Origin of the sequence: Flavobacterium nitrogenifigens (genome assembly GCF_003254565.1) — a bacterium.
Taxonomy (GTDB): Bacteria; Bacteroidota; Bacteroidia; order Flavobacteriales; family Flavobacteriaceae; genus Flavobacterium; species Flavobacterium nitrogenifigens.
Genome location: NZ_QJRI01000181.1, coordinates 213,048 through 226,580, shown reverse-complemented (window position 1 = coordinate 226,580; position 13,533 = coordinate 213,048). Strand labels below are relative to the sequence as shown.

Genomic DNA, 13,533 nt, shown 5'->3' with positions numbered 1-13,533 from the left:
TTAACTAAATTTTATTTTCATTCTCTTCGTTGATAGAAGATTCAAGCTGGCTGATTCTTTTTTGCTGTAAAGCAACTAAGCGGTCAATTTGTTCTCTTTCCCATTTTTTATTCATAAAACGGTCGGTTATATACACTTTTATGAAATGAAGAATAAAAAGGAAAAGCCAGATAGTGATTCCCCAAATACACCAGTTTTGACTTGTGCCTTGTCCAAAGCCAAAAAATCTATTGGCAATAAATAAAAATAAACTTCCAAGCAGGAAAAGTACAAAATGAAAATATAAGACCTTTTTTTGTCTTAATCGGCGTCTAGCGTATTCGTATTGTTCGTGCACTTCTTTTTCCATAAGATAAAAATGAGATTATAAAGTTAGAATTTATTTTCGAAAGACAATATTTTGGGTATAGAATATTTGCTTTTTAATAATCTAAGAATTTGAAAAACAAAATTTTAACCGCTTTAAATTACCAATAAAGCGAAAAAAATATGTTGTTTTTAGTATTATCATAAATCGGTTCTAGCGGTAGTTAGTGTTTCGCTGAATTTAATTAATTTTAGATGTATAAATCTAAAAACGAAATAGTTATGTCTTTGAAAAAACAATTTATCAAAACGAAGCCGGTTGTTAAAGTTACATTTTCAATAGATGCCAAAGATGCTGATTCGGCAGCGGTGGTTGGAGATTTTAATAACTGGAATGCCTCAGAAGGAGCTTTGAGCAAGTTGAAAAACGGAACGTTTAAAGCAACTTACGATTTGGTGAAAGATGCGATTTACGAATTTAAGTATCTAGTTGACGGGAATTATGTGAATGATCCAGAAGCCGATTCTTATAAATGGAATGACTTTGCTGGAAGTGAAAACAGTGTTTTAATTGTATAAAAAAATCCGCTTTAATTTTTAAAGCGGATTTTTTGTTTTATACAGCGACACTACCTTTAATGGCAGGATGCGGATCGTAATCTACAAGTGTAAAATCATTAAAATCAAAATCAAAAATGTTTTTAATCTCTGGATTTAAAATCATTTTTGGTAATGGTTTTGGTTCACGCGTTAATTGCAGTTCCAATTGTTCAAAATGATTGTTGTAAATATGCGCGTCGCCAAATGTGTGAATAAATTCACCTGGTTCTAAGTCGCATACTTGTGCAATCATCATGGTCAACAATGCGTACGAAGCAATGTTAAAAGGCACTCCTAAAAAGATATCGGCACTTCGTTGATATAATTGACAAGAAAGTTTTCCTTTTGTTTCACCTTTTTCAGGATCTGGGCTTGCTACATAAAACTGAAAAAATGCATGGCAAGGAGGTAAAGCCGCTTTGTTATTGGCTACATTTTCCTCAAAAGATTTTTTGGTATCTGGCAGAACCGAAGGATTCCATGCAGAAACCAGCATTCTTCGGCTGTTCGGATTTGTTTTTAATTCAGTGATTAATTCCGAAATCTGATCGATTTCTTCGCTGTTCCAGTTGCGCCATTGATGACCATAAACGGGCCCTAAATCGCCATTAGAATCTGCCCATTCATCCCAGATTTTTACTCCGTTTTCCTGAAGGTATTTAATATTGGTGTCTCCTTTTAAAAACCAAAGCAATTCGTAAATGATGGATTTTAAATGAAGTTTTTTGGTTGTAACCATTGGGAAACCTTCACTTAAATCAAAACGCATTTGGTAGCCAAAAACGCTTTTAGTTCCTGTTCCGGTACGGTCTCCTTTTTGATTGCCGTTTTCTAAAACGTGTTTTACTAAATCTAAGTATTGTTTCATTTTTGCTTTAGGCTTTAGGCTTTAAGCTTTAGGCTTTTTACCTAATGCTTTTAGCTTGTTTTTGTATTGCTTTAGGCCTTAAGCTTTAGGCTTTAAGCTTTTTTATATTGTAATCGTTTGCTGTATCTTTCGTCTTTTAGCTTATAGCCTATTGCTTATAGCTTAAAGCTTAAAAATTATCTTCTAGAGATTTCGTCTCTAATTTTTGCTGCTTTTTCGTAATCTTCCTGAGAAACGGCTTGGTCTAAAAGCTCGTTTAATTCTTGTAAAGAATGTTTTGCGTAAACGTCTCCAGATTGGTTGCTTTCTTCTTCATGTCCAAAAGTTTCAGGGTTTGAAAGGACATCATCAATTTCTTGAGCGCCAGAATCTGTTTCAGCAGTATTTGATTTTAAATAAATACCAGCTTTGTCCAAGATGTTTTTATAGGTAAAAATAGGAGCGTTGAAACGCAGTGCCAAAGCAATAGCATCAGAAGTTCTTGCGTCGATAATTTCTTCGATTTTATCTCTTTCGCAGATTAAACTTGAATAAAAAACACCGTCAACCAATTTGTGAATGATAACCTGTTTTACCACGATATCAAATCTTTCGGCAAAATTTTTAAATAAATCGTGTGTTAACGGACGTGGCGGTTTTATTTCTTTCTCTAGAGCAATAGCGATCGACTGGGCTTCAAAAGCGCCAATAACAATAGGTAATTTTCTTTCGCCGTCGACTTCATTCAAAATTAAGGCATAAGCGCCATTTTGAGTTTGACTGTATGAAATTCCTTTTATGGATAATTTTACTAGACTCATATATGTTTGTAAAAAAGGCACTTAGCACCTTATTTTAATACTATTTTGGTTTGGAAAATAAAGCTGCAATTTTAATCAAAAAATATGGAACAAAAAAGCTGCCTATAAACAAAGATACAACATCTTGTTTTTAGGCAGCAATATTTTTAAAGAGAATTCTTTGTATTAAGAATGCTGAGCTTTGAAAGCTTTTAATTTCTCTGTTAATTGTGGCACAATTTCAAAAGCATCTCCAACTACACCATAATCAGCAACTTTGAAGAAAGGAGCTTCTGGATCGTTATTGATCACTACTTTTACTTTAGAAGAGTTAATACCAGCAATGTGCTGAATTGCTCCAGAAATACCTATAGCAATATATAAGTTGGTTGCAACTGGTTTTCCTGTTTGCCCAACGTGCTCGCTATGAGGTCTCCATCCTAAATCTGAAACTGGTTTAGAACAAGCAGTGGCAGCGCCAAGAACAGCAGCAAGATTTTCTACTAATCCCCAGTTTTCAGGGCCTTTTAATCCGCGTCCACCAGAAACTACGATATCTGCGTCAGCAATAGAAACTTTTCCAGATACTTTTTCTACAGATTCTACTTTTACTCCAAAGTCATTGTCACCAACAGTTGGATTGAAGTCTTCTGCGGCAGCAGCTCCTGTGCTTTCAAAAAGTCCGTAAGAGTTTTTAGCTAAACCAAGAACTTTTACATCTGTATCGATTTGTGTAATGTTGAAAGCTTTGTTTGAGAAAGCGTTTCTTTTTACTTGAAATGGAGAAGTGCTAACTGGCAATCCTACAACATTTGAAGCAAAACCAGCATTTAAAGCCACAGCAACTAGCGGTGAAAGATAAATGCTATCTGTTGTAGAAGAGAGCAATACTACTTTTGTTCCTTCTTTTTCAGCAGCTTGTTTGATAACATCAGCGTAAGCTTTTGCATTAAAACCAGCTAATTTGTCGTTGCTTACTTTTAAAACTTTATCAACTCCGTATTTGCCTAACTCGCTAACATCACTGATGTTTACTGTTAAAGCAGTAACAGTTGTTCCTAATGATTCAGCTACTTTCTTAGCGTAAGAAGCTAATTCGAAAGCAACTTTTTTAAATTTTCCTTCTGCAGATTCTGCGTATATTAATATTGACATGATTTTTTGTTTTGAGGTTTAAAGTTTCAGGTTTCAAGTTGAAAACCGCGACTGAAAACTGATTACTAGATTACTTTCGCTTCGTTGTGTAATAAATTGATTAACTCATCTAAATTATCTGCAGAAACTAGTTTTACTGCTGATTTTGGAGCTGGTTTTTCAAATTTTACCGCTTTTGTATTTACCGCTGCATCAACTGGCTCAAGAATAGTAAGCGCTTTTGTTCTTGCAGTCATAATTCCTCTCATGTTTGGGATACGTAAGTCTTTTTCTTCAACAAGGCCTTTTTGACCTCCAATGATTAAAGGAAGAGTAGTGCTTACAGTTTCTTTTCCGCCATCAATTTCACGAACAGCTTTTACATTGTTTCCATCAACAGTTAAAGCTGTACAAGAGTTTAAGAAATTGTATCCTAAAATTCCAGCAATCATTCCAGGAACCATTCCTCCGTTATAATCTAAAGATTCTTTACCAGCAATTACAAGATCGTAACCGCCATTTTTAATTACTTCTGCTAATTGTTTTGCAACGAAGAAACCATCTGTAGGATTAGCATTCACACGAATTGCTTCGTTTGCTCCAATTGCTAATGCTTTACGTAAAGTTGGTTCAGTATCAGGACCTCCAACGTTTACAACCGTTACATTTGCACCTTGTTGCTCTTGAAACCAGATAGCGCGTGTAAGACCGAATTCGTCGTTAGGGTTAATTACATATTGTACTCCATTAGTGTCAAATTCTGAGTCACCGTTGGTAAAGTTGATTTTTGAAGTAGTATCAGGCACATGGCTGATGCAAACTAGTATTTTCATAAGTATATATTTTGAATTTATAATATGCTTTTACAAATTTAGAATTTAATTTGGAATAATTATACTATGCATGCATAATATTTTTTAAAACTATTACGATTTCGCTGATTATGCAGTTTGGAGTGAATTTCATCGGAATCTAAAAATAAAACAATATTCATTTTGTCTGATTGTTAGGAATTTTGCAATAACCGATAGTTGGAGAGCAAATTAATTATGTATGAGAAATACTAACTTTTGGTTTTTTACGTTTAGATGAATGAATTTTGGAGAGACAAGAATTAAACAAATCGATAAAAGTTTGTCTAAAAAATATTTTAGAAAGAATTAAGTGTTGATAATACGCTATTATATCGATTTCGTAATTATCACAATAAAGTTTAAAAAGTTAAAACCTGAGAACAGATAGAAGTTCATGCGATTTTAAATTCAATTTTTGCTTTTAAGTTATTTAAAATATTTATTTTTGCTTTTCAGAAAATTCAACATACAATATAAAATATGAGAACAATACAATTTAGAGAGGCCATTTGTGAAGCGATGAGCGAAGAAATGCGTCGCGATGAATCCATATATTTAATGGGAGAAGAGGTTGCAGAATACAATGGAGCTTACAAAGCTTCTAAAGGAATGCTTGCTGAGTTTGGTGAAAAAAGAGTAATCGATACTCCAATCGCTGAGCTTGGATTTTCAGGAATTGCAGTAGGTTCTGCAATGAACGGAAACCGACCTATTGTAGAATATATGACATTCAACTTCTGTTTAGTTGGTATTGATCAAATTATAAATAACGCTGCTAAGATGCGTCAGATGACAGGAGGACAATTTAATGTGCCTATCGTTTTCCGCGGACCAACAGCTTCTGCTGGTCAATTAGGAGCTACTCACTCACAAGCTTTAGAAAACTGGTTTGCTAATACTCCAGGTTTAAAAGTTGTTGTTCCTTCAACTCCTTATGATGCAAAAGGACTTTTAAAATCTGCTATCCGTGATAACGATCCAGTTATTTTCATGGAATCTGAGCAAATGTACGGAGACAAAGGTGAAGTGCCAGACGGAGAATACACAATTCCTCTTGGTGTTGCTGATGTTAAACGTGAAGGAACTGATGTAACTATTGTTTCTTTCGGAAAAATCATCAAAGAAGCTTTTATCGCTGCTGATGAATTAGCTAAAGAAGGAATCTCTTGTGAGATTATCGATTTAAGAACTGTTCGTCCAATGGACAAAGATGCGATCTTAAAATCGGTTAAAAAAACAAACCGTTTAGTTATTCTTGAAGAAGCTTGGCCAGTTGCCAGCCTTTCTTCTGAGATTTCTTATATTGTTCAAGAGCAAGCATTCGACTTCCTTGATGCGCCAATTCAACGTATTACAACTGCAGATACTCCTGCACCGTATTCTCCAGTATTGCTAAAAGACTGGTTACCAAATGCAGGTGATGTAGTAAAAGCAGTAAAAAAAGTATTATACAAATAATACAAATATAAAATACTCATAAAACTTCATCAGACAGAATGGATTGGTGAAGTTTTTTTTTACTTTATAATGAACAAATTAACTCTACTTCTCTTATATTTTTTATTTGCTTTTGCGAATGTCGCTACTGCACAAACTAAGGTGAGTGGAGTTGTTTTGGACAAAAGCAATCAGCCGATACCTTTTGCAAATGTGGTATTTAAAGGTTCTAATATTGGAATCGTTTCTAATGAAGACGGACGTTTTTATTTAGAGTCGCCAAATACTTATACAGCACTTATGGTAACTTCGGCAGGATTTTCAGATAAGGAAGTTCCTTTGGAAAAAGCAGTCAATTACAATTTCAAAATTGTTTTGTTTGAAGAACAAGTACTTAATGAAGTTGTAATTTATACCGGAAAAACGTCAAAGAAGAACAATCCAGCATTGGATATTTTGAGAAAAATCTGGGAAAGAAAACGTAAAAACGGTCTGTACCTGTTTAATCAATATCAAATGCAGAAATATGAAAAAGTAGAATTTGACATGAACACTATTGATAGTGCATTCATGAAGAATAAGCTTTTTAAAGGAATGGAGTTTATCTTTAATCATGTTGATACTTCTGATGTTACAGGGAAAACTTATTTGCCAATTTTTATCAACGAATCGGTTTATGATGTTTATGGAGATAACAAATTAAAGAAAGTAAAAGAAAATCTGACTGGAAATAAAATGTCTGGTTTTAACGGAAATCAGCAGATCCTGTCTTTTGTAAAAGATCTTTATTCAGATTATAATATTTACGATAATCATCTTAAATTTTTTGATAAAAGTTTTACAAGTCCACTTTCAAGAACAGGAATCGATGTTTACAATTATGTTCTAAAAGATAGTGCATTTGTAGATAAAAAATGGTGTTATAATATTGTATTTTATCCGAGACGTAAAAATGAATTGACTTTTAAAGGTGACTTCTGGGTTAACGATACCACTTTTGCCATCAAGAAAATTAATATGGGTGTAACTAAAAGTGCCAATATTAACTGGGTAAAAGATATTTATATCGAACAGGAATTTGAGGTTGAAAACGATTCTGTATTCCTTTTGACTCGTGATTACATGATGTCTGATTTTGCTTTAAACAAGAAAGAAAAATCAAAAGGAGTTTACGGTAAAAGAACAACTTTATACCGCAACCATAAATTCAACATTCAGAAACCTGAGAAGTTTTATAAAGAAGAAGTCAATTTTATAGACAATGCCGTTTATGAACGACCGCCTGAATTCTGGGAAGAAAATCGTTTTGAAAAACTAAATAAAGACGAACAGGGAATTTATAAAATGCTTGATACATTGCAAACCGTCAAGCGATTTAAACAGCTGTATAATCTCGTTTCGATTTTAGGAAGCGGTTACATTGAATTTAAAAACTTCGATTATGGACCAATTTTCTCCACTTTCGGATATAATGAAGTCGAAGGTATAAGGCTAAGAGTTGGTGGAAGAACCTATTTTGGACCAAATGATCCTTGGCGTATTCAAGCTTACACAGCTTACGGATTTGATGATAATAAATTTAAATACGGTGTTTCTGGAAAATGGATGGTTGATAAGAAAAACCGAGTTATTATTTCTGGAGGAAACAGGCGCGATATTGAACAAATAGGTGCCAGTTTAACCACCACAAATGATGTTTTAGGACGAAGTTTTGCCTCTTCTGCGCTGTTTACGACAGGAAGTAACGGAAAATTGACCAATATTAATTTGAGTAACGTTTCTGTAGAAATGGAGCCTAAAAAGAATTTTATTGTCTCGGCAGGACTTTCATATCGAACATTAGAATCGGCATCAAAAACATTTAGTTTAGATTATTATACAACTTTACCAACCGCGGCAAATCCAGCTGGAGTTGTTGAAAGCATGGTAAAACAATCTGAAGCTAATATTCAGTTTGAGTTTATGCCAAACAGAAAAACTATCGGTTATGGTGTAGAAAGGAGTTTGGTTGATAGCCCTTTTAGCCATTTCTTCGTGAATTTTAGCTACGGATTAAAAGGAGTTTTTGATAGTGATTTTGCGTACGAAAAGATTCAAGTTTTCTATAGACAGCCAATTATTATCGGGCCTTTAGGAAGAACGAATATTACAATCGAAACAGGGAAAACTTTTGGTACAATCCCGTTAGGTTTGATGAGTGTAATTCCGGGTAACCAAACTTATTTTACGATTGAGAATACTTTCAGCAACTTGAATTTCTATGAATTCGTTACAGATCAATATACAACTTTGCAGTGGAATCATGATTTTGGAGGTAGGTTGTTTGCCAGAATTCCATTCATGAGAAAACTGAATTGGAGAGAGTTTGTCGGAATTAGAGCGGTACATGGAACCATTTCTGATGCCAATCGTGCCATTAATGCTTCGGGATTACCTTATAACGCTCCTGAAAAAGTATACTGGGAGTACAATGCAGGAATTGGAAATATCTTTAAAGTTTTCCGTCTTGATTTTTCTTGGAGAGGAAATTATCTAGATATGCCAGACGCGCACAAATTTGCAATTAAAGGATCTTTCGGGTTTTATTTTTAATTGTATTTTAGAGACAAAGGTTCAAAGTTACAGAGTCGCAAAGGTTTAAAAATCTTTGCGACTTTTTTGTGTTTAAATATTTTGTCTCACGCAGATTTTGCAGATAAAGCAGATTTGATATTCTTTAAAAATTTTAATTTATCTGCTAGATCTGCGTGAAAAAAAACTTAGCGACTTGGCGTCTTTGCGAGAACTAATTTCATTTTTCTTATTTTTGATTTACTTTCGAAATCCAGAACCATGCAAGAAGCTATCGACTTTCTAACCAATAAAAATCCAATATTTCTAGAAATTATTGAAAAATACGGATTGCCGCCAATTCCAAGGCGCCCGCCTGGATTTGAAACTTTGGTTTTATTAATTCTAGAGCAGCAGGTTTCTATAGATTCGGCGAAAGCCACATTCTTAAAAATCAAAGCTTTTACAACTTGTAATCCTGAAAACATGGCTGTTCTTTCTGATGAGGAATTTAGAAGTCTTGGAGTAAGTCGACAAAAAACGAAATACATCAAGATTTTAGCGGAAGCAGTTTTAAACAAAGAATTAGATATTGAAAGTTTGGCTTCAAAATCGGCAAAACAAGTTCGAGAAGAGCTTATTAAATTAAAAGGAATTGGCAATTGGACAATTGATATTTATTTAATGTTCTGTTTGGAAGAACCCGATTTGATTCCGCTAGGGGATATTGCAGTTATTAATACAATTAAAGAATTATTGAATATTCATGACAAACAAGAAATGGAAATTCATGCCAAACAGTGGAGTCCGTATCGTTCTTACGCAACCTATTTGCTGTGGCATTATTACCTGAAGAAAAGAAATCGAACAATTACCTATTAAATGCTTGTTTTTTAAACCCTAATGAAGATAATTTAACCTTGTTTTTTATTGTAAAACTAGATTCTTTAGTTATTTTTGCAACCGAAATTATAGAAACAATAAAAAACGAAAATGACCGCAGACAAATTAACGACTTTCGATGTATTAATCGAAATACCAAGAGGAAGCAGAAATAAATACGAGTACGATTTTGAAATTAAAAGAATGCGTTTCGACAGAATGTTATTCTCTTCAATGATGTACCCAGCTGATTACGGATTTATTCCAGAAACTTTAGCTTTAGATGGTGACCCTCTTGACGTATTAGTTTTGGTAAACGAACCAACTTTTCCTGGATGTGTGATGGAAGTTAAGCCTATTGGTGTATTCCACATGGCAGATGATAAAGGACCAGACGAGAAAATTATTTGTGTACCAGTTTCAGATCCAATCTGGAATTCATTAAACGATCTTTCTGATATTAATGCTCACTTATTAAAAGAAATCGAGCACTTTTTCCAAGTTTACAAAGACCTTGAGAACAAAAAAGTAGATGTAGAAGGATGGGGAGATGTGAAAGAAGCTTACGATATTATCGCTGAGTGTACAAAGCGTTTTGATGACATTGAGAATAAACCAGCAGGATTATTTAGCATTAAATAATTTTAACCGTATTCTAATATAAAAAAAGCAATACTGCCGTCAGGAGTATTGCTTTTTTGTTTAAATTCGTTTTAGTTAGATTGTTGACTATTAACCAAAACCATTAAAATATTATGAATGCATTTATGATTTACCTGCCGATTATTATGGCAGTTTTAGGATTACTTTTCATGGGAATAAAAAGGACTTGGGTTTTAAAACAAGATGCTGGAGACGGTAAGATGAAAGAGATTTCAGATTACATCTACGAAGGAGCCTTAGCCTTTCTAAAAGCTGAATACAAACTATTAACCATCTTTGTAATTATTGCCAGTTTAGCTTTGGCAGGAATTACTTTTATTCCGGGAGTAAAAACACATTTATTAATCGTAATTGCATTTATTTTTGGTGCATTTTTTTCTGCTTTAGCAGGAAATATGGGAATGAAAATCGCAACAAAAACAAACGTTAGAACTACTCAGGCGGCTCGTACAAGTCTTCCGCAGGCATTAAAAGTTTCTTTTGGAGGCGGAACCGTAATGGGATTAGGCGTTGCTGGTTTAGCCGTTTTAGGTTTAACATCATTTTTTATAATTTTCTTTCATTTATTCTCTGGTGGAGTTTGGAAAGATACCGATACAATGACAGTTGTTTTGGAGACATTAGCGGGATTTTCGCTTGGTGCAGAATCAATCGCTTTGTTTGCTAGAGTGGGTGGTGGAATCTACACAAAAGCAGCCGACGTTGGAGCCGATTTAGTAGGTAAAGTTGAAGCAGGAATTCCAGAAGATGATCCACGTAATCCTGCTACAATTGCAGATAACGTAGGAGACAACGTGGGAGACGTTGCAGGTATGGGTGCCGATTTATTTGGCTCTTATGTAGCAACTGTCCTAGCTGCAATGGTTCTTGGAAACTATGTGATAAAAGATATGGGCGGAAGCATTAATGACGCTTTTGGCGGAATTGGTCCAATTTTACTTCCAATGGCAATTGCCGGTTTCGGAATTTTGTTTTCAATTATCGGAACAACATTAGTAAAAATATCAGATGACAATGCTAAAGAAGCGCAAGTACAGAAAGCATTAAATATAGGAAACTGGGTTTCTATTGTTTTAACAGCCGTTGCTTGTTTCTTCTTAGTACAGCACATGCTTCCTGAAACAATGCAAATGACTTTCTTTGGAGAAGGTTCTAAAGCGATTTCATCAATGCGTGTTTTCTACGCTACTTTAGTCGGATTAGTAGTTGGTGGAGCTATTTCATCAGTGACAGAATATTATACAGGATTAGGAACAAAACCAGTTTTGGCAATTGTTCAAAAATCTTCTACAGGAGCAGGAACAAACGTGATTGCTGGTTTAGCAACAGGTATGATTTCTACTTTTCCAACCGTATTATTGTTTGCGGTGGCAATTTGGATTTCGTATGCTTTAGCAGGATTTTATGGGGTGGCTTTAGCAGCTTCTGCAATGATGGCTACAACAGCAATGCAATTGGCAATCGATGCTTTCGGACCAATTTCGGATAACGCTGGAGGAATCGCCGAAATGAGTGAATTGCCAAAAGAGGTTCGTACTAGAACTGATATTCTAGATTCAGTAGGAAATACAACGGCAGCAACCGGAAAAGGATTTGCAATTGCTTCTGCGGCTTTAACTTCATTGGCCTTGTTTGCAGCTTATGTTACCTTCACAGGAATTGACGGAATTAATATCTTTAAAGCACCAGTTTTAGCGATGTTATTTGTTGGTGGAATGATTCCGGTGGTTTTCTCAGCTTTAGCGATGAATTCTGTTGGAAAAGCAGCAATGGATATGGTGTATGAAGTTCGTCGCCAGTTCAAAGAAATTGCTGGAATTATGGAAGGAACAGGAAAACCAGAATATGGAAAATGTGTTGAAATTTCTACAAAAGCCGCTTTACGCGAAATGATGCTTCCAGGAGTTTTAACTATCGGTTTTCCAATTTTAATTGTTATTATTGGCAAATTGGTTTATGCAGATAACAATCAGTTAATTGCTGAAATGTTAGGAGGATATATGGCTGGAGTTACGGTGTCTGGTGTACTTTGGGCAGTTTTTCAAAATAATGCTGGAGGAGCTTGGGATAACGCTAAGAAATCTTTTGAAGCAGGAGTTATGATCAATGGAGAAATGACTTATAAAGGTTCTGATGCACATAAAGCAGCCGTAACTGGAGATACAGTTGGAGATCCGTTTAAAGATACTTCTGGGCCATCAATGAATATCTTGATTAAATTAACTTGTTTGATTGGATTGGTTGTTGCTCCAATTTTAGGAGAAGGACATTCTGAGTCAAACATTGCAGGAAAAGCTTCTTGCTGTGCTAAAACAGAAATGCATGCAGGAATGTCGAAATGCGGTGATATGTCTGGAATGACAAAAGAAGAATGCATTAAAATGTGTAAAGAAAAAGGTTGTTCTGAAGAAGAAACAGCTAAATGTCTGGCTCATTTTGATAAAACTGGAAAATATCAAAAAACAGATTGTTTTGATACCAGTAAATATGAGAAACAATCGGTTCGTGTTGAGGTTAAAAATATTAACGGAAAAACTACGGGAACGGTTACTAAAACAGTAGACGGAAAAACAACAACCGAAGTTTTTGAAGGAACTGAAGAAGAAGTTTTAGCGAAAGTAGAAGCTGTGAAATAATAATTTTACAAAATTTCTTAAAACATTAAAAGCCTCTAAAAGTATTTAGAGGCTTTTTTTATTGATTTAAAGCATATTCTTTAATTAATGTAGAGGCGGGAATATGAAGGGTTTCAGTTAAAACTCTTATTTGCTTTATTGTTAAGGCTCTTTTACGATTAAATAATTCCGACACTCTCGATCTGCTGTTTAAAATAATTCCTAAATCAGCATCACTTAATCCGTTTTGTTCCATCATAAATTTAATGGCTTCAATAGGATCAGGTTCAGGAATTGGATAATGGATTTGTTCGTATTTTTCGATAAGTGTTACCAGAATATCTAGCTCATCTCCTTCAGCAGTATCTGGTTTGGCGTCGAAAAGAAAATTAACTCTTTCCAATGCTAAACTATAGTCATGTTCTGTTTTTATTGGCTTTATATTCATATTATTTTACAAATTTTTAATGTCATTTAAATCATCATACTCATTATGTGTTCCTATAAAAAGAATGTATACAATTTGGGTTTCATAATTGATTTTTACAATCAAACGATAATGATTTCCGCAGATATTGAAGATTACTTTATTATTTCCAACAAAATCTGCTGTACCAAAAAAAGATTTCACAGCATTGGAATTAGAAAAGTTATTTTTATCAAAAACTTGATACCAGGATAATAATTGCTGTTTTGAATTTGGAAATCGCTCCCAAAAATTTTGCAAGGTTCTCTTTGCTATTATTCTCATAATTTAGTTTTGCAAATATATTTATTTTTTCCCAAATAGGGAAATGAATTTAAAGCAAAACAAATGTAAGAAAATATTTAAACAAAAAGCCTCT

13 protein-coding genes are annotated in these 13,533 nt (G+C 34.2%); 6 read left to right on the top strand and 7 right to left on the bottom strand.

The window, feature by feature from the left end:
• Nucleotides 1–4 precede the first annotated feature (4 nt).
• Nucleotides 5–349 carry a 2TM domain-containing protein gene (locus DM397_RS20970; RefSeq protein ID WP_111367760.1) on the bottom strand — a complete coding sequence of 115 codons (345 nt, stop codon included), beginning with the start codon at nucleotides 347–349 and terminating at the stop codon, nucleotides 5–7.
• Nucleotides 350–588: 239 nt separating this feature from the next.
• Here DM397_RS20970 and DM397_RS20965 point away from each other — a divergent pair, with 239 nt between their 5' ends.
• A complete protein-coding gene (locus tag DM397_RS20965) occupies nucleotides 589–885 on the top strand; it encodes an isoamylase early set domain-containing protein (protein ID WP_111379637.1) in 297 nt (98 codons plus the stop codon).
• 37 nt (nucleotides 886–922) lie between these two features.
• On the opposite strand, the gene DM397_RS20960 is transcribed toward DM397_RS20965, so the two are convergent.
• From DM397_RS20960 to DM397_RS20945, 4 genes are all read right to left on the bottom strand, one after another.
• Nucleotides 923–1,774 carry a thymidylate synthase gene (locus tag DM397_RS20960; protein WP_111379457.1) on the bottom strand — a complete coding sequence of 284 codons (852 nt, stop codon included), beginning with the start codon at nucleotides 1,772–1,774 and terminating at the stop codon, nucleotides 923–925.
• A gap of 176 nt (nucleotides 1,775–1,950) precedes the next feature.
• Nucleotides 1,951–2,574 (bottom strand): bifunctional nuclease family protein, encoded by a 624-nt coding sequence (locus DM397_RS20955; protein ID WP_008466556.1) that lies wholly within the window; start codon nucleotides 2,572–2,574, stop codon nucleotides 1,951–1,953.
• 165 nt (nucleotides 2,575–2,739) lie between these two features.
• Nucleotides 2,740–3,708, bottom strand: a complete 969-nt coding sequence (locus DM397_RS20950) for an electron transfer flavoprotein subunit alpha/FixB family protein (protein ID WP_111379455.1) — start codon at nucleotides 3,706–3,708, stop codon at nucleotides 2,740–2,742.
• 65 nt (nucleotides 3,709–3,773) lie between these two features.
• The gene (locus DM397_RS20945; protein ID WP_008466558.1) at nucleotides 3,774–4,520 is read right to left on the bottom strand and encodes an electron transfer flavoprotein subunit beta/FixA family protein; all 747 of its coding nucleotides are present in this window, start codon (nucleotides 4,518–4,520) and stop codon (nucleotides 3,774–3,776) included.
• A 501-nt stretch (nucleotides 4,521–5,021) separates the two neighbouring features.
• Between DM397_RS20945 and DM397_RS20940 the strand changes: the two genes are divergently transcribed.
• The 5 genes from DM397_RS20940 (at nucleotide 5,022) to DM397_RS20920 (ending at nucleotide 12,709) form a co-directional block, all read left to right on the top strand.
• Nucleotides 5,022–5,999 (top strand): pyruvate dehydrogenase complex E1 component subunit beta, encoded by a 978-nt coding sequence (locus DM397_RS20940; protein WP_008466560.1) that lies wholly within the window; start codon nucleotides 5,022–5,024, stop codon nucleotides 5,997–5,999.
• A gap of 69 nt (nucleotides 6,000–6,068) precedes the next feature.
• Nucleotides 6,069–8,570 (top strand): DUF5686 and carboxypeptidase-like regulatory domain-containing protein, encoded by a 2,502-nt coding sequence (locus DM397_RS20935; RefSeq protein ID WP_111379453.1) that lies wholly within the window; start codon nucleotides 6,069–6,071, stop codon nucleotides 8,568–8,570.
• A gap of 240 nt (nucleotides 8,571–8,810) precedes the next feature.
• Nucleotides 8,811–9,410, top strand: a complete 600-nt coding sequence (locus tag DM397_RS20930) for a DNA-3-methyladenine glycosylase family protein (protein ID WP_111379452.1) — start codon at nucleotides 8,811–8,813, stop codon at nucleotides 9,408–9,410.
• Nucleotides 9,411–9,521: 111 nt separating this feature from the next.
• Nucleotides 9,522–10,052, top strand: a complete 531-nt coding sequence (locus DM397_RS20925; protein WP_111379450.1) for an inorganic diphosphatase — start codon at nucleotides 9,522–9,524, stop codon at nucleotides 10,050–10,052.
• A 113-nt stretch (nucleotides 10,053–10,165) separates the two neighbouring features.
• Nucleotides 10,166–12,709, top strand: a complete 2,544-nt coding sequence (locus DM397_RS20920) for a sodium-translocating pyrophosphatase (RefSeq protein WP_111379449.1) — start codon at nucleotides 10,166–10,168, stop codon at nucleotides 12,707–12,709.
• A 58-nt stretch (nucleotides 12,710–12,767) separates the two neighbouring features.
• Here DM397_RS20920 and DM397_RS20915 read toward each other — a convergent pair whose 3' ends face one another.
• Both DM397_RS20915 and DM397_RS20910 read right to left on the bottom strand, forming a co-directional pair.
• Nucleotides 12,768–13,136 carry a helix-turn-helix domain-containing protein gene (locus DM397_RS20915; RefSeq protein ID WP_111379447.1) on the bottom strand — a complete coding sequence of 123 codons (369 nt, stop codon included), beginning with the start codon at nucleotides 13,134–13,136 and terminating at the stop codon, nucleotides 12,768–12,770.
• 6 nt (nucleotides 13,137–13,142) lie between these two features.
• Nucleotides 13,143–13,439 carry a type II toxin-antitoxin system HigB family toxin gene (locus tag DM397_RS20910; RefSeq protein ID WP_111379445.1) on the bottom strand — a complete coding sequence of 99 codons (297 nt, stop codon included), beginning with the start codon at nucleotides 13,437–13,439 and terminating at the stop codon, nucleotides 13,143–13,145.
• Between the last annotated feature and the right edge of the window lie 94 nt (nucleotides 13,440–13,533).

Excerpts from the sequence above, each read along its gene's own strand:
- DM397_RS20970 (WP_111367760.1), bottom strand. The coding sequence starts at position 349 with ATGGAAAAAGAAGTGCACGAACAATACGAATACGCTAGACGCCGATTA.
- DM397_RS20965 (WP_111379637.1), top strand. The coding sequence starts at position 589 with ATGTCTTTGAAAAAACAATTTATCAAAACGAAGCCGGTTGTTAAAGTT.
- DM397_RS20960 (WP_111379457.1), bottom strand. The coding sequence starts at position 1,774 with ATGAAACAATACTTAGATTTAGTAAAACACGTTTTAGAAAACGGCAAT.
- DM397_RS20955 (WP_008466556.1), bottom strand. The coding sequence starts at position 2,574 with ATGAGTCTAGTAAAATTATCCATAAAAGGAATTTCATACAGTCAAACT.
- DM397_RS20950 (WP_111379455.1), bottom strand. The coding sequence starts at position 3,708 with ATGTCAATATTAATATACGCAGAATCTGCAGAAGGAAAATTTAAAAAA.
- DM397_RS20945 (WP_008466558.1), bottom strand. The coding sequence starts at position 4,520 with ATGAAAATACTAGTTTGCATCAGCCATGTGCCTGATACTACTTCAAAA.
- DM397_RS20940 (WP_008466560.1), top strand. The coding sequence starts at position 5,022 with ATGAGAACAATACAATTTAGAGAGGCCATTTGTGAAGCGATGAGCGAA.
- DM397_RS20935 (WP_111379453.1), top strand. The coding sequence starts at position 6,069 with ATGAACAAATTAACTCTACTTCTCTTATATTTTTTATTTGCTTTTGCG.
- DM397_RS20930 (WP_111379452.1), top strand. The coding sequence starts at position 8,811 with ATGCAAGAAGCTATCGACTTTCTAACCAATAAAAATCCAATATTTCTA.
- DM397_RS20925 (WP_111379450.1), top strand. The coding sequence starts at position 9,522 with ATGACCGCAGACAAATTAACGACTTTCGATGTATTAATCGAAATACCA.
- DM397_RS20920 (WP_111379449.1), top strand. The coding sequence starts at position 10,166 with ATGAATGCATTTATGATTTACCTGCCGATTATTATGGCAGTTTTAGGA.
- DM397_RS20915 (WP_111379447.1), bottom strand. The coding sequence starts at position 13,136 with ATGAATATAAAGCCAATAAAAACAGAACATGACTATAGTTTAGCATTG.
- DM397_RS20910 (WP_111379445.1), bottom strand. The coding sequence starts at position 13,439 with ATGAGAATAATAGCAAAGAGAACCTTGCAAAATTTTTGGGAGCGATTT.